General features: G+C 67.9%; 12 protein-coding genes. 8 read left to right on the top strand and 4 right to left on the bottom strand.

Going from position 1 to position 14,559, the window contains the following annotated elements; all coding sequences use genetic code 11:
* Positions 1-2 precede the first annotated feature (2 nt).
* The 4 genes from FSZ13_RS09400 to leuB are packed head-to-tail and all read left to right on the top strand — an operon-like array spanning position 3 to position 3,882.
* Entirely contained in the window at positions 3-785 is a 783-nt protein-coding gene (locus tag FSZ13_RS09400; RefSeq protein ID WP_145479263.1) for a class I SAM-dependent methyltransferase, read from the top strand.
* A gap of 46 nt (positions 786-831) precedes the next feature.
* The gene (gene leuC / locus FSZ13_RS09395) at positions 832-2,253 is read left to right on the top strand and encodes a 3-isopropylmalate dehydratase large subunit (protein WP_145479262.1); all 1,422 of its coding nucleotides are present in this window, start codon (positions 832-834) and stop codon (positions 2,251-2,253) included.
* Complete coding sequence (gene leuD / locus FSZ13_RS09390; protein ID WP_145479261.1) at positions 2,253-2,831, top strand: 3-isopropylmalate dehydratase small subunit; 579 nt, start codon at positions 2,253-2,255, stop codon at positions 2,829-2,831. The genes leuC and leuD overlap by 1 nt, the downstream gene beginning before the upstream one ends.
* The gene (leuB, locus tag FSZ13_RS09385; protein WP_145479260.1) at positions 2,821-3,882 is read left to right on the top strand and encodes a 3-isopropylmalate dehydrogenase; all 1,062 of its coding nucleotides are present in this window, start codon (positions 2,821-2,823) and stop codon (positions 3,880-3,882) included. The genes leuD and leuB overlap by 11 nt, the downstream gene beginning before the upstream one ends.
* Before the next feature lie 268 nt (positions 3,883-4,150).
* Here the strand turns inward: leuB and FSZ13_RS09380 are convergent, their stop codons facing one another.
* Both FSZ13_RS09380 and FSZ13_RS09375 read right to left on the bottom strand, forming a co-directional pair.
* On the bottom strand, positions 4,151-7,309 hold the full coding sequence (locus FSZ13_RS09380; RefSeq protein WP_145479259.1) for an efflux RND transporter permease subunit: 3,159 nt from the start codon (positions 7,307-7,309) through the stop codon (positions 4,151-4,153).
* A 4-nt stretch (positions 7,310-7,313) separates the two neighbouring features.
* Positions 7,314-8,453, bottom strand: a complete 1,140-nt coding sequence (locus tag FSZ13_RS09375; RefSeq protein WP_145479258.1) for an efflux RND transporter periplasmic adaptor subunit — start codon at positions 8,451-8,453, stop codon at positions 7,314-7,316.
* A gap of 123 nt (positions 8,454-8,576) precedes the next feature.
* Between FSZ13_RS09375 and FSZ13_RS09370 the strand changes: the two genes are divergently transcribed.
* The 3 genes from FSZ13_RS09370 (at position 8,577) to FSZ13_RS09360 (ending at position 11,418) form a co-directional block, all read left to right on the top strand.
* Positions 8,577-9,248, top strand: a complete 672-nt coding sequence (locus tag FSZ13_RS09370; protein ID WP_145479257.1) for a TetR/AcrR family transcriptional regulator — start codon at positions 8,577-8,579, stop codon at positions 9,246-9,248.
* Positions 9,249-9,386: 138 nt separating this feature from the next.
* Positions 9,387-10,034 carry a protein-L-isoaspartate O-methyltransferase family protein gene (locus tag FSZ13_RS09365; RefSeq protein WP_145479256.1) on the top strand — a complete coding sequence of 216 codons (648 nt, stop codon included), beginning with the start codon at positions 9,387-9,389 and terminating at the stop codon, positions 10,032-10,034.
* 16 nt (positions 10,035-10,050) lie between these two features.
* Positions 10,051-11,418, top strand: coding sequence for a TolC family outer membrane protein (locus tag FSZ13_RS09360; protein WP_145479255.1), 1,368 nt, complete (start codon positions 10,051-10,053; stop codon positions 11,416-11,418).
* Positions 11,419-11,532: 114 nt separating this feature from the next.
* Here the strand turns inward: FSZ13_RS09360 and waaA are convergent, their stop codons facing one another.
* Positions 11,533-12,831 carry a lipid IV(A) 3-deoxy-D-manno-octulosonic acid transferase gene (gene waaA / locus FSZ13_RS09355; protein ID WP_145479254.1) on the bottom strand — a complete coding sequence of 433 codons (1,299 nt, stop codon included), beginning with the start codon at positions 12,829-12,831 and terminating at the stop codon, positions 11,533-11,535.
* Between the two features lie 86 nt (positions 12,832-12,917).
* Here waaA and FSZ13_RS09350 point away from each other — a divergent pair, with 86 nt between their 5' ends.
* Positions 12,918-13,838, top strand: coding sequence for an LpxL/LpxP family Kdo(2)-lipid IV(A) lauroyl/palmitoleoyl acyltransferase (locus FSZ13_RS09350; protein WP_145479253.1), 921 nt, complete (start codon positions 12,918-12,920; stop codon positions 13,836-13,838).
* Positions 13,839-14,011: 173 nt separating this feature from the next.
* Here the strand turns inward: FSZ13_RS09350 and FSZ13_RS09345 are convergent, their stop codons facing one another.
* Positions 14,012-14,446 (bottom strand): REP-associated tyrosine transposase, encoded by a 435-nt coding sequence (locus FSZ13_RS09345; protein WP_145479252.1) that lies wholly within the window; start codon positions 14,444-14,446, stop codon positions 14,012-14,014.
* Between the last annotated feature and the right edge of the window lie 113 nt (positions 14,447-14,559).

Genomic DNA, 14,559 nt, shown 5'->3' with positions numbered 1-14,559 from the left:
CCATGAGCGCCTTCGACAGCCCGTACACCGCCGACGCCTCCCAGACCTGGAACGCGCACGACTACGCCATCGACGCCGGCTTCGTGCCGCTGCTCGGCGGCGCGGTGGCGCGCCTGCTCGACCCGCAGCGCGGCGAGCGGATCCTCGACCTGGGCTGCGGCGATGGCGTGCTGAGCTTCGACCTTGCGCTCAGCGGTGCGCATGTGACCGGCGTGGACAGCTCGCCCGAGCTGATCGGCGCCGCCCGCGCGCGCGGCATCGACGCCCAGCTGATGGACGCCCATGCGATGACCTTCGAACGCCGCTTCGATGCGGTGTTCAGCAACGCCGCACTGCATTGGATGCGCGAACCGGACAAGGTGATCGACGGCGTGCGGCGTGCGCTGCGTCCCGGCGGCCGCTTCGTGGCGGAGATGGGCGGCCAGGGCAACGTGGCCACCATCACCAGCGCGCTGCAGGCCGCGTTGTGCAGCAACGGCCATGCGGTGCCGGCGTTTCCGTGGTACTTCCCCGACCAGGACGAGTACGCCGAGCGCCTGCGCGCGCACGGCTTCCAGGTGCGCCACATCGAATCAATGGCGCGCCCTACCGTCCTGCCCACCGGCATGCACGGCTGGCTGCGCACCTTCGCCGCGCCGTTCCTGGCGGGACTGGACGCCGTGCAGCGCCAGCGCGTCCTCGACGACAGCGTGGCGCTGCTGACGCCGAGCCAGCGCGACGCGCATGGCCAGTGGACCGCCGACTACGTGCGGCTGCGTTTCGATGCGCGGCTGCGCACCTTCTGATACACAGTTAAAAGACTTGTCACATGAACCACAGCAAGGCCATTCCATGACCCCAGCTCCCCGCACCCTGTACGACAAACTGTGGGACACCCACGTGGTCGTGCCCGAATCGGACAGCGCGCCCGCCGTGCTGTACATCGACCTGCACCTGATCCACGAAGTGACCTCGCCGCAGGCCTTCACCGAACTGCGCGAGCGCGGCCTCTCCCCGCGCCGTCCGGACCGGACCAAGGCGACCATGGACCACTCCACCCCGACCCTGCCGGCCGGGGCCGACGGCAAGCTGCCGTACGCCAGCGCCGCCTCCGAAGCCCAGGTGGCCATGCTGGCGCGCAACTGCGGCGAGCATGGCATCGAGCTGTTCGACCTGCAGTCGGCCAGCCGCGGCATCGTGCACGTGATCGCCCCGGAACAGGGCTTCACCCAACCGGGCATGACCATTGTCTGCGGCGACAGCCATACCTCCACCCACGGGGCGTTCGGCGCGCTGGCGTTCGGCATCGGCACCAGTGAAGTGGGCCACGTGCTGGCCACCCAGTGCCTGCTGCAGCGCAAAGCGAAGACCATGGCGATCACCGTGGACGGCACGCTGGCGCCGGGCGTGGGTGCCAAGGATGTAGTGCTGCACATCATCGGCGTGATCGGCGTCAACGGCGGCACCGGCCATGTGCTGGAGTTCCGTGGCAGCGCGATCACGGCGATGGACATGGAGCAGCGCATGACCCTGTGCAACATGTCGATCGAGGCCGGCGCGCGCGCCGGCATGGTCGCGCCCGACCAGGTCACCTTCGACTGGGTGGCCAACACTCCGCGCGGGCCCAAGGGCGTTGAGTTCGATGTTGCCGTAGCGCAGTGGACGCAGCTGCGCAGCGATGCCGGCGCGCGCTTCGACAGCGAAGTGCACATCGACGCGGCCGACATCCGCCCCACCCTGACCTGGGGCACCCATCCGGGTACCGCCATCGCGGTGGACGCGCCGATTCCGGCGGCCAACGATGCGGCCGACCAGAAGGGCCTGGACTACATGCACTTCCGCGCCGGGCAGACCCTGGCCGGCACCCCGGTGGACGTGGTGTTCGTCGGCTCCTGCACCAATGGCCGGCTGAGCGACATGCGCGAGGTGGCGCAGGTGCTGCAGGGCCGCCGCATCGCCGACGGCGTGCGCATGCTGGTGGTGCCGGGCTCGGAGATCGTCAAGCGCCAGGCCGAAGCGGAGGGCATCGATGCGATCGTGCGCGCGGCCGGCGCCGAATGGCGCGAACCAGGCTGCTCGATGTGCATTGCCATGAACGGCGACCTTGTCGCGCCCGGCCAGCTGGCGGTGAGCACCAGCAACCGCAATTTCGAAGGTCGCCAGGGCCCGGGGTCGCGCACCCTGCTGGCGTCGCCGATGACCGCCGCCTGGGCGGCGGTGAACGGCCGCGTGGCCGACCCGCGTGAACTGTATGCCGCGCAGGAGGTGGCCTGATGAGCGGCGTCCGCACCCTGTCCTCGACCAGCGTGGTGCTGCGCGAGACCAACATCGACACCGACCAGATCATTCCGGCGCGGTTCCTGTCCACCACCGAACGCGCGGGCCTCGGCAAGCACGCCTTCAACGACTGGCGCTGGCAGGCCGACGGTACCCCGAACCCGGGCTTCGCCTTCAACCAGCCACACAATGCCGGCCGCAGCATCCTGCTGGCCGGGCGCAACTTCGGCTGTGGATCCTCGCGCGAACATGCGCCGTGGGCGCTGGCCGACCTGGGCCTGCGCGCCATCGTCAGCAGCGAGATCGCCGATATCTTCCGCGGCAACGCGCTGAAGAACGGCCTGCTGCCGATCGTGCTGGACGAAGCCGACGTGCAGACCCTGATGCAGCGGCCGGATGACGAGCTGACCATCGACATCGCAGCACGCGAACTGCGCACGCCCGACGGCCGCGTGTATGCCTTCCCGCTGGACGGCTTCTCGCAGACCTGCCTGCTGGAAGGCGTGGACCAGTTGGGGTATCTGTTGGGTCGTACCCCTGAAATCGAACGTTACGAGAGTGAACATGCACGCTGAGATTGTCGTATTGCCTGGTGATGGCATCGGTCCCGAGGTCGCCGCCTCGGCGGTGGCGGTGTTGAAATCGGTGGCCGAGCGCTTTGCCCACACCTTCCATTTCAGCGAACACGACATCGGTGGCATCGCCATCGACCGTCACGGCGAACCGCTCCCGGCGGCCACGCTCAAGGCCTGCCGCGGCGCCAACGCGATCCTGCTCGGTGCGGTCGGCGGCCCGAAGTGGTCCGACCCGAACGCCAAGGTGCGTCCGGAGCAGGGCCTGCTGGCCATTCGCAAGGCGCTGGGCCTGTATGCCAACCTGCGCCCGGTGCGTACCCATCCGGCGGCGCTGGGAGCGTCGCCGATCAAGGCCGAGCTGCTCGAGGGCGTGGACTTCGTGGTGGTGCGCGAGCTCACCGGCGGCATTTACTTCGGCGAAAAGACCCGCACCGCCGACACCGCCAGCGACCTGTGCAGCTACAGCGTGGGTGAGATCGAGCGGGTGCTGCGCAGTGCGTTCCGGCTGGCACGGCAGCGGCGCGGCAAGGTCACTTCGGTGGACAAGGCGAACGTGCTGGAAACCTCGCGCCTGTGGCGCGACGTGGCGACGCGGATCGGGCGCGAGGAATTCCCGGAGGTCGCGCTGGAGCACCAGCTGGTCGATTCGATGGCCATGCACCTGCTGGCCAAGCCGCGCGAGTACGACGTGATCGTGACCGAGAACATGTTCGGTGACATCCTCACCGACGAAGCCTCGATGCTGGCAGGCTCGCTGGGCCTGCTGCCGTCGGCGTCGCTGGGCGAGCCCGGTGCGGTGGGCATCTACGAGCCGATCCACGGCTCGGCACCGGACATCGCCGGCAAGGGCATCGCCAACCCCTACGCCACGATCTTCAGCGCCGCGATGCTGCTGCGCCATTCGTTGGGGTTGGAAGCTGAAGCCGCCGCCGTGGAAGCGGCCGTACATGCGGCGTTGGATGACGGGGTGTTTACTGCTGACTTGGCTGCGAAGGGCCAGGCGGTGAGCACCACGCAGGCCACCGACGCGGTGCTGGCGCGGTTGGGCTGAGAGCGGCCCGCCGCACGCATGGCGTGTAGCGTGTTGCGTTTCACGGGACACCGACTCGGTAGGGTCGGTTCCCGAACGACCGCACGTAACCGCGCAACGCCCGGTAACGCATGACCCCAAACGAAGAGCGCGTCCCCGAAAGGGTCCATGCGTCAAAGCACCGACCACCTGCGTCGGCGGTCGTCTGGAAACCGCCCCTACCCCGTCTGCAGCGCCAGGGATCCAGGCGATTCAACGGCGCCGCATCTGCGGCGCCGTCGGCGTAGTTTCATTCCGCCTCGCCCGGTTTCACCCGGAACCAGGCGGCATACAGTGCCGGCAGGAACACCAGGGTCAGCACGGTGCCGACGATCAGCCCGCCCATGATCGAAATCGCCATCGAGCCGTAGAACGCACTGCGCGACAGCGGAATCATCGCCAGCACCGCCGCCAGCGCGGTGAGCACGATCGGGCGGAAACGGCGCACCGTCGCATCGATGATCGCGTGCCAGCGGTCATGCCCGGCGTCGATGTCCTGCTGGATCTGGTCGATCAGGATCACCGAATTGCGCATGATCATGCCGGCCAGCGCGATCGTGCCGAGCAGGGCCACGAAGCCGAACGGTGCGCGGAACAGCAGCAGGAAAAGCGTAGCCCCGATGATGCCCAGCGGCGCCGTCACCAGCACCATCGCCGCGCGCGAGAAACTGCGCAGCTGCAGCATCAGCAACGTCGCCACCACGATCAGGAACAGCGGCATGCCGGCCTTGATCGAATCCTGTCCGCGCGCCGAATCCTCCACCGTGCCGCCGGTCTCCAGCAGGTACCCCGACGGCAGGTCGGCACGGATGCCGTCCAGCGTCGGTAGGATCTGCTGCACCACGTCCAGTGGCTGCGTGGCGTCGCCGACGTCGGCGCGCACGGTCACCGTCGGCAGCCGGTTGCGGTGCCAGATGATGCCGTCTTCGAACACATACTCCAGCCGTGCCACCTGCGACAGCGTCACCGAGGTGCCGCTGGCGGTCGGAATCGCCAGGCTGCCCAGCATGTCCAGCCGCACCCGCTCGTTTTCCGGGCCGCGCAGCAGCATCTCGATCAGGCGGTTGCCCTCGCGGTACGTGCTCACGCTCATGCCCGACAGCGACGTACCCAGCAGCTGGCTCACCTGCGCACTGCTCACGCCCAGCGCGCGCGCACGGTCCTGGTCGATCACCAGCCGCACCACCTTGCTCGGCTCGCTCCAGTCCAGGTTAACGTTGATCACGTGCGGGTTCTCGCGCACCTTGGCCTGCACCTGGCGCGCGATCGCCTGCACCTGGTCGATGTGCTCGCCGGAGATGCGCATCTGCACCGGGTAGCCCACCGGCGGGCCGTTCTCCAGCCGGGTCACGCGCATCTGCACGTCGGTGAACTGCGGGATGACCTCCTTGATCAGCCAGTCGCGCGTGGCCTCGCGCGCTTCGGCGTTCTCGGTCAGTACCACGAACTGCGAGAAGTTGGTGGCGGGCAGCTGCTGGTCAAGCGGCAGGTAGAAGCGCGGCGAACCGGTGCCCACGTAGGCCACGTAGTTGCTGATTCCCTCACGGCCATGCAGCAGCTTTTCCAGCTTCGTCGCCTGCGCCCGGGTAGCTTCCAGCGATGCACCCTCGGCCAGCTCGATGTCCACCATCAGCTCCGGCCGGGTCGAATCCGGGAAGAACTGCTGCGGCACGAAGCGGAAGATCAGCAGCGAGAACACGAACAGCGCCGCGGTGGCACCGATCACCCACCAGCGATGGCGCAGGCAGGTATCCAGGAAGCGCCGGAACCGGGTGTAGAACGGGCGCTGGTACGGGTCGTGGTCGTGCGCGTGCTGCTTGGGCACGATCCAGCGTGCCAGCGCCGGGAAGCGCTCGCCCCACGCCGTGCGGCGGGCGTGCCAGCGCGCGGCGAAGCTGCCCGGCTTGGGCGGCTGCGGATTGAACAGGTCCGGCAGCATCTTGTCGCCCAGGTAGGGAATGAACAGCACCGCCGCGATCCACGACACCACCAGTGCGATGGTCACCACCTGGAACAGCGAGCGGGTGTATTCACCGGTGCTGGACGCAGCAGTCGCAATCGGCAGGAAGCCGGCGGCGGTGATCAGCGTACCGGTGAGCATCGGGAAGGCCGTGCTTTCCCACGCAAAGCTGGCCGCGCGCAGGCGGTCGTAGCCCTGCTCCATCTTGGTGGCCATCATCTCCACCGCGATGATCGCATCGTCCACCAGCAGGCCCAGCGCCAACACCAGCGCGCCCAGCGAGATCTTGTGCAGGCCGATGTCAAAGTAGTGCATGACGAAGAACGTCATCGCCAGCACCAGCGGAATGGTCACCCCCACCACCAGGCCGGTGCGCAGGCCCAGCGAGAAGAAGCTGACCAGCAGCACGATCACCACCGCTTCGGTCAGCACCTGCACGAACTCGCCGACCGATTCTTCCACCGCATGCGGCTGGTCGGAGACCTTGCGCAGCTGCATGCCGGCGGGCAGCGTCTTCTGCAGGCGTTCGAACTCGGCATCCAGGGTGGTCCCCAGCTTCAGGATGTCGCCGCCATCCTTCATCGCCACCGCGATGCCGATGGCATCCTCGCCCATGAAGCGCATCTTCGGCGACGCCGGGTCGGCGAAGCCGCGCTTGACCTCGGCGATGTCGCCCAGGTGCACGGTGCGGTCGCCGGCCTGGATCGGGAAGCGGCGGATGTCGTCCACGCTCTGGAACTGCCCGGTCACGCGCAGCTGCACGCGGTCGGTGGGGGTTTCGAAGAAGCTGGTGGCGGCAATCGCATTCTGGTCGGCCAGCGCCTGCTGCACCTGCTGCAGCGACACGCCCAGCGTGGCCAGCTTGGTGTTGGACAACTCGATCCAGACCTTCTCGTCCTGGAGGCCTTCCAGCTCGATCTTGCCCACGTCCGGCACCCGCTGCAGTTCCAGCTGGATGCGGTCGGCGTAGTCGCGCATCACCGCGTAGTCGAAGCCCTGCCCGGTAAGCGCGTAGATGTTGCCGAAGGTGTCGCCGAACTCGTCATTGAAGAACGGGCCGACGATTTCGCGCGGCAGGTTCGGCTTGATGTCGCCCACGCGCTTGCGCACCTGGTACCACAGCTCCGGGATCGCCTTCGAGCGCAGGCTGTCCTTGGCCGCGAAGATCACCTGCGATTCGCCCGGACGCGAGTACGAGCGGATGAATTCGTACTGCCCGGTATTGAGCAGCGCCTTTTCGATCGGCTCGGTGACCTGCCGCGAGACCTGCTCGGCGGTTGCGCCCGGCCACATCGTGCGCACCACCATCACCTTGAAGGTGAACGGCGGATCCTCGGACTGGCCCAGGTGTTTGTACGACCAGGCGCCGATGATGGCGAAGGCGAGCATGGCAAACAGCACCAGCGCGCGGTTGCCCAGCGCCCATTCGGAAAGATTGAAGCGGCGCACGGGGTCAGTGCCCCTTGCCGCGGGCAGCGCCAGCGGCCGGGGCAGCGGCCGGCTTCAGCACCGGTCGGTTCTGCCGGTCCACCGGGGTCACCACCTGGCCTTCGCGCAGCAGGTGGCCGCCGGCGGCTACCACCCAGTCCTGCGCGGCGACGCCGGACAGCACCGGCACCGCGTCGGGGCCGTAAGCGCCCACCGTCACCGGCGTGGCCTTGATCGCGCCGTCGGCCGGGTTCACCACCCACACGCTGGCCCTGCCCTCGGTACCGCGCAGCACCGCGCCCAGCGGCACCTGCAGGGTGCCGGCGCGGCCGGCGGCGGCGAACACGCGCGCGCTCTGGCCCAGCTCCACTTCCGCCGCCGCTTCCGGCGCCAGGCTGACCCGGGTGGCGTAGGTGCGGCCCTGCGCATCGGCAGCCGGGGCGATCTCGCGGATCGTGCCCGGCAGCATCTGGCCCGGCGCGTTCCACAGTTCCACCTGCACCTGCTGGCCGACCTTGTAATCGCGGATGTTGCTTTCCGGCAGTGCGATGAGCACCTCGCGGCCGCCATCGGCCGCCAGGGTGAACACCGTCTGCCCGGCGCCCACCACCTGCCCGGCTTCGGCCTGGCGGCTGGCGATCACGCCGTCGGCCGGAGCGCGCAGCTGCGCATACCCGGTCTGGTTGCGGGCCACGGCCAGGTTGGCACGCGCGGCATTGGCCTGGCCCTGCGCGGCCTTGAACGCGGCGGTCTGCGCATCGAGGGTGGACTGGCTGACCAGCTGCTGCTGGGCGAGCGTGGCGTAGCGCTTCTGGTCGTCGCGGGCGCGCACCAGGTCGGCTTCGGCCGCGGCCAGCTGCGCCTGCGACGCGCTCGCCTGCGAGGCGAAGTCGGCCGCATCCAGTTCCGCCAGCAGGTCGCCCTTGCGCACGCGCTGGCCGGCATCGACATGGCGCTTGACCAGGTTGCCGCCGACCCGGAACGACAGCGGGCTTTCCTCGCGCGCATGCACCTCGCCCGGGTATGCCGCCACTTCCTGCCCGCTCACGGTGCCGGGCTGCACCACCAGCACCGGGGTCGGCGCGGCCGGCTCGACATCCTGTTTGCCACACGCTGCCAGCATCAACGCCAGCAGCCCACCGCTCATCCATCGCACGTTGTTCATGAGGTCTCGGACCTTGAAGTACCGGGGGGAACCGCGTGGAGGCAACACTCCATTCCACGACGGCTAATAGTGAACCAGTCGGTATAGTATAAATATCGAACCGATTGGTCTAGTATTGTTTGGATGACTGCCCGCACTGCCGCTACCGCCCCGTCCAAGCCCGCTGCCAAGGCCGCCGGACCCGGCCGTCCGAAGGATCTGGGCAAGCGCGCCTCGATCCTGGAAGCGGCCAAGGCATTGTTCGTTGAACAGGGGTACAGCGGCGTCAGCATGGACAGCATCGCGGCCCAGGCCGGCGTCTCCAAGCTGACCGTTTACAGTCATTTCGGCGACAAAGAGACCCTTTTCACCGAAGCTGTGAAATCTACCTGCGTTGAGATGCTGCCCGACGCGCTGTTCGTCACCGATGCCGACGGCGCCCTGCGCGAGCAGCTGCTGGGCATCGGCCGGGCCTTCTTCACCATGATCACCTCGCCGGCGGCAGTCGCCGTGCAGCGGGTGATGATGGCGCCGGACACCGACGACCGGATCCGCGAGATGTTCTGGCTGGCCGGCCCGCAGCGCACCAGCGATGCCCTGGCCGAGTTCCTGCGTGCGCGCACCGAGCGCGGCGAGCTGGAGATCAGCGACTTCCACACCGCCGCCCTGCAGTTCTTCACCCTGATCAAAGGCGAGCTGCATACGCATATGATGTGCGGGCTGCGACCGGCCCCGGCCGAGTGCGACGCCGACGCCCATGTGGCCGCCAGCGTTGAATTTTTCCTGAGGGCGTACGCCACCCGCCCGCTGCGGTGATGACAACATGAATGGACCGGAGGTCGCGGTGACTTCCGGCACTGCGACCCCGGCGCGACGGCAGCGATGCTCTCAGCGCGCCGCCGGCTCCCGGCACCGGTAAAATGGCCGGCCCCTTGCGCTGGATTGAGAACCCCCATGACGATCGATTACGCCCACGCCCGCGAACTGATGGTTGAACAGCAGATCCGTCCCTGGGACGTGCTGGACATCCGCGTGCTTGATGTACTGGCACGTTTGCCGCGGGAGGCGTTCGTCGCCGATGCGCACCGCGCCCTCGCCTATGCCGATATTGAACTGCCGCTGGGCAATGGCGCGAAGATGATGAAGCCGGTCATCGAAGGCCGTACCCTGCAGGCGCTGAACCTGCAGGCGGGCGATGAAGTGCTGGAAATCGGCACCGGCAGCGGCTTCCTGAGCGCCTGCATGGGCGAACTGGCCCGCGAAGTGCTGAGCCTGGAAATCGATCCCACCCTGGCCGCTGCCGCCCGTGCGCGCCTGGATGCCGCCTCCCTCGGCAACAACGTCCGCATCGAGACGGCCGACGCATTGACCTGGGACACCGAGCGTCGCTTTGATGCCATCTGCGTCACCGGCGCGGTGGACACCATCCCGGCCCGTTTCATCCAATGGCTGCGCCCGAACGGTCGCCTGTTCGTCATCCATGGCCGTGCCCCGGTGATGGAAGCGGTGCTGGTCAAGGCCGACGGCAGCCAGGAATCCCTGTTTGAAACCGATATCGACTACCTGCGCGGTGCCGCGCCGGCACCCCAGTTCCATCTCTGAGTCCAAGGAAGCCGCAATGATCCGCCGATCCCTCGCTATTGCGCTGGCCGCCGCGCTGCTGCCCATGACCGCCTCTGCCGCCGACCTGCTGCAGGTCTACGAAATGGCGCGCAATGGCGATCCGCAGCTGTCCGCCGCAGAATCGACCCGTCTGTTCGACAAGGAAGGCGCCGTGCAGGCGCGTGCGGCGCTGCTGCCGCAGATCAACGGTGAGGCCTCGCTCACCCGCAACCGCACCAACCCGAACCACGACGTGAGCTCGGACTCGTACACCACCAAGAACCGCACTTACGGGATCAGTGGTTCGCAGACGTTGATCAACTTCACCCAGTTCGCCAACCTGCGCGCGCAGCGCGAGCTGAGCAAGGCTGCGGACTTTACCCTGGATTCGGCCAACGACGACCTGATCGTGCGCACCTCGGCGGCGTACTTCAACGTGCTGGTGGCCATCGAATCGCTGTCGGCGGCGCAGACCAACGAAGCGGCGGCGAAGAAGCAGTTCGACTTCGCCGACAAGCGCCTGGAAGTAGGCCTGGCCCCGATCACCGACGTGCATGAAGCGCGCGCCCAGTACGACCAGGCCCGCGCCAACACCATCATCGCGCAGAACACCCTGGCCGACGCCTACCAGGCGTTGACCGAACTGACCGGCCAGCCGGTGACCGACCTGCGCGCCCTGCCGGCCGACTTCCGTCCGGAACTGCCGGCCAAGTACGCCACCGTCGACCAGCTGGTCAACGAAGCCGTCGCGCAGAACCCGGCGCTGAAGGCGCAGGAACTGCAGGTGAGCGCGGCCGAAGCCAGTGTGTCGGCAGCGCGCGCCGGCCACCTCCCGACCCTGTCGCTGGGCGCCAGCGTGGGCCGCCAGGCCAGCTGGGGCGACGTGGTCGGCAGCGGTTCCAACTTCAGCCCGGACGCGCGCAGCAACAGCGTCGGCCTGACCCTGAGCGTGCCAATCTTCTCCGGCGGCGCCACCCAATCCGGCGTGCGCCAGGCCCTGGCCCAGCGCGACATCGCCCAGGACGGCTACGAGCAGCAGAAGCGCGCCCTGGACCGCAACACCCGCAACGCCTACCAGACCCTGGTGGCGGGCATCAGCGAAGTGGAAGCGCGCCGCCTGGCGGTGGTGTCCGCGCAGAGCGCCTATGACGCCTCGCAGGTTGGCCTGGAAGTGGGTACCCGCACCGTGCTGGACGTGATCCAGAACCAGCGCATCCTGTTCTCGGCCCAGCTCGAGTACGCCAACGCCCGCTACACCTTCCTGCAGAACCGCCTGCAGCTGGGCCAGGCGGTCGGCGTGCTGGACATCGCCGAACTGCAGGACATCAACCGCCTGCTGACCCAGCAGGCCGCCGCGCCGAGCACGACGGTCAACAGCCAGTGATCCAGCGGTAACCCGGAAATGAAAAAGCCACCTGCGAAGGTGGCTTTTTTTTAATGCGCCAGGACCACGGGCAAATCGGCCGTAGAGCCAGCATCGGGGTTGGGCGGTGGCCCTTCATTCCAGCGGCGGCGGCAGCTGCGGTGCGATCAGTTCCACGGTGCGCTTCAACGCGCCACGTCCGTTGCTCACCAGCGCGCAGCCGGCGCTGGCCATGTCCTCGCGTTCCTGCGCGTCCTGCAGCAGGGTCAGCAGGGCATCGCCGACCCCTGCCACGTCATCGGCGATCACCACCGCACCGGCTTCGCGCATGCGCCGGGAGATCTCGGAGAAGTTGTGCAGGTGCGGGCCGGTCACCGTAGCCGTGCCCATCGCGGCCGGTTCCAGCAGATTGTGGCCGCCGATCGGCTGCAGGCTGCCGCCGACGAACGCCACCTGTGCGCAGCCGTAGAACGCCATCAGCTCGCCCAGCGTATCGATCACGAACACGTCGCTGTCCGGCTGCGGCCACTGCTGCTGGCGGCGGGTGCTGACCTTCCAGCCCTGCTCGCGCGCCAGCGCTTCCACCCGCGGGAACCGCTCGGGGTGACGCGGCGCCCACAGCAGCAGCAGGCCGGGAACCTCGGCACGCAGGCGCCGGTGCAGGTCGATGATCGACTGCTCCTCGCCTTCATGGGTGCTGGCGGCGATCCACACCGGGCGCGCGCCCGGCACCGCGGCGTGGAAATGCGCGGTGAACTCGCGCACGTTCGGCGTGGCGATGTCGAACTTCAGGTTGCCCAGCGGCCGCACCTGCTCGGGCAGCGCGCCCAGCTGGATGAAACGTTCGGCATCGTCGGCCGACTGCGCGGCCACGCAGGTAACCGTGCGCAGGGTGCGCTCGATCAGCGGGCGCAGCAGGCGGTAGCCGCGCAGCGACCGCGCCGACAGCCGCGCATTGAGGATATACACCGGAATGCCGCGGTCACGGCAGCCGAACAGCAGGTTCGGCCACAGCTCGGTTTCCAGGATCAGCGCCAGGCTGGGCTTGAAGTGGCCGAGGAAGCGGCCGACGCTGCCAGGCACGTCATAGGGCAGGTAGACATGGTCGACCGCATCGCCCCACAGCGAGCGCACCCGTTCCGAGCCGGTGGGGGTGATCGTGGTGATCACCCAGCGGATGTCCGGGCGCAGCGCACGCAGGGCATTGACCAGCGGCGCCGCCGCATTGACCTCGCCCACCGACACCGCGTGCAGCCAGACCCGGGGCTGGCCGGTGGGTTGCGGATAGGAGGCGTAGCGCTCGTCCCAGCGCTGGAAGTATTCACGCACCCGGAAGCCGCGCCAGACCAGGTGGTACACCGTGATCGGCAACAGCAGGTACAGCACGACCGAATACAGGCCGCGCAGGATCCATTCGACAGGGCTTTTACGCATGCGCAGAGGATACGGGAGCGGCACCGGGAAAGACATGCGGGGACGGGGCGACGCACCGCAACGGACGCATGACTTAGAATCGGGGCATGTCCGATAACGCTTCCACCGCCACCCGGCCGTCCCTGCGCAACCCGCGCCATTGGCCGACCTTCGCCTTCATCTTCCTGGCCTTCGGCATTGCCCGCCTGCCGTGGGGCCTGCAGCGCGCGCTCGGCCGGGGCGTGGGCACCGTGGCCTACCACGTGGCCAGCAGCCGCCGGCGCGCGGCCGAGGTGAACCTCAAGCTGTGCTTCCCGGAGAAGGACGACGCCTGGCGCCAGCGCCTGCTGCGCGACAGCTTCGATGCGCTGGGCGTGGGCATCTTCGAGTTCGCCCGGGCCTGGTGGGGCAGCATCGACAGCATCCGCCCGAAGGTGCAGGTGGAAGGCCTGGAGCACCTGCACCGCATGCAGGCCGAAGGCCGCGGAGTGCTGCTGGTCTCGGGCCACTTCATGACCCTGGAAATGTGCGGGCGGCTGCTGTGCGACCACGTCGACCTGTCGGGCATGTACCGCAAGCACCGCAACCCGGTCTACGAGTGGGCGGTGAAGTTCGGCCGGCTGCGCTATGCCAAGGCGATGTACGCCAACGAGGACATCCGCGCCACCGTGCGCCACCTGAAGAAGGGCGGATTCCTGTGGTATGCCCCGGACCAGGACATGCGCGGCAAGGACACCGTGTTCGTGCCGTTCTTCGGCCACACCGCGTCGACCATCACCGCCACCCACCAGCTGGCGCGGATGACCGGGTGTGCGGTGATTCCGTATTTCCACCGTCGCGAGGGCGGGAAATACTTCCTGAAGATAGGCGCACCGCTGGAGAACTTCCCCAGCGACGACGTAGAAGCGGACACCGCACGGGTGAACCAGGCCATCGAAGCCATGGTGCGCGAAGCCCCCGACCAATACCTGTGGATCCACCGCCGCTTCAAGCGCCAGCCCGGCGGCAGAAGCGATTTCTACAAGTAACGCCACGCCCTGCGTGGCTGCGCGGTGCCCCGCCGTAGAGCCACGCCCTGCGTGGCTGCGCGGTGCCCTGCCGTAGAGCCACGCCCTGCGTGGCTGCGCGGTGCCCCGCCGTAGAGCCACGCCCTGCGTGGCTGCGCGGTGCCGAGCGAAGAGCAGCCACGCAGGGCGTGGCTCTACAGATCCCAGCGGCACCATGCGTACGGGTATTCGCCAATGCTCTCGGCCAGACCGGCGCGGAGGGGATTGGCTACGATGTAGCGCGCAGCATGTTGCAAGGACTCGTCGGTACGGATCGCGTGATCGTAGTAGCCGTGTTGCCACACCTTGCCACCCCCCAACCGGCGGCTGCTGTAAGACTTGAAGACATTCATGCAACTCGCCAACGTACCGCGCCGAAGTTCCATCAGCCAATGCACATGATCGGGCATCACCACCCACGCCATGGACCGGCTGCGGCCGCAGCGCTCGACATGGCGAAGCGAATCGATGACCGCCTCCGCATTGGCGGCATCGGCAAACAGCCTGCGCCGACCATGCACCACAGTGGTAAGGATGTAGAGATACCCGGTTTGGGAAACGCGATGACGTCGAAGTCGGGGACTGGACATGCGAACAGAGTGCCCAAGCCGAAGCAAGCCCGGCATCACCGAATCCCTCACCTGCGCGTAGAGCCACGCCCTGCGTGGCTGTGAGGTGTCAGGTCAAGCGCGATGCCAACGGC

The organism is Stenotrophomonas rhizophila, from assembly GCF_007667275.1.
Classification (GTDB): Bacteria; Pseudomonadota; Gammaproteobacteria; order Xanthomonadales; family Xanthomonadaceae; genus Stenotrophomonas; species Stenotrophomonas maltophilia_AE.
Note: the sequence above shows the minus strand (reverse complement) of the source record. Positions and strands in the feature narration are given on the sequence as shown.

What these genes read in the sequence shown, in the direction of transcription:
- FSZ13_RS09400 (WP_145479263.1), top strand. Translation starts at nt 3, where the DNA reads ATGAGCGCCTTCGACAGCCCGTACACCGCCGACGCCTCCCAGACCTGG.
- FSZ13_RS09350 (WP_145479253.1), top strand. Translation starts at nt 12,918, where the DNA reads ATGTCCGATAACGCTTCCACCGCCACCCGGCCGTCCCTGCGCAACCCG.
- waaA (WP_145479254.1), bottom strand. Translation starts at nt 12,831, where the DNA reads ATGCGTAAAAGCCCTGTCGAATGGATCCTGCGCGGCCTGTATTCGGTC.
- leuC (WP_145479262.1), top strand. Translation starts at nt 832, where the DNA reads ATGACCCCAGCTCCCCGCACCCTGTACGACAAACTGTGGGACACCCAC.
- FSZ13_RS09370 (WP_145479257.1), top strand. Translation starts at nt 8,577, where the DNA reads ATGACTGCCCGCACTGCCGCTACCGCCCCGTCCAAGCCCGCTGCCAAG.
- leuD (WP_145479261.1), top strand. Translation starts at nt 2,253, where the DNA reads ATGAGCGGCGTCCGCACCCTGTCCTCGACCAGCGTGGTGCTGCGCGAG.
- leuB (WP_145479260.1), top strand. Translation starts at nt 2,821, where the DNA reads ATGCACGCTGAGATTGTCGTATTGCCTGGTGATGGCATCGGTCCCGAG.
- FSZ13_RS09360 (WP_145479255.1), top strand. Translation starts at nt 10,051, where the DNA reads ATGATCCGCCGATCCCTCGCTATTGCGCTGGCCGCCGCGCTGCTGCCC.
- FSZ13_RS09345 (WP_145479252.1), bottom strand. Translation starts at nt 14,446, where the DNA reads ATGTCCAGTCCCCGACTTCGACGTCATCGCGTTTCCCAAACCGGGTAT.
- FSZ13_RS09365 (WP_145479256.1), top strand. Translation starts at nt 9,387, where the DNA reads ATGACGATCGATTACGCCCACGCCCGCGAACTGATGGTTGAACAGCAG.
- FSZ13_RS09375 (WP_145479258.1), bottom strand. Translation starts at nt 8,453, where the DNA reads ATGAACAACGTGCGATGGATGAGCGGTGGGCTGCTGGCGTTGATGCTG.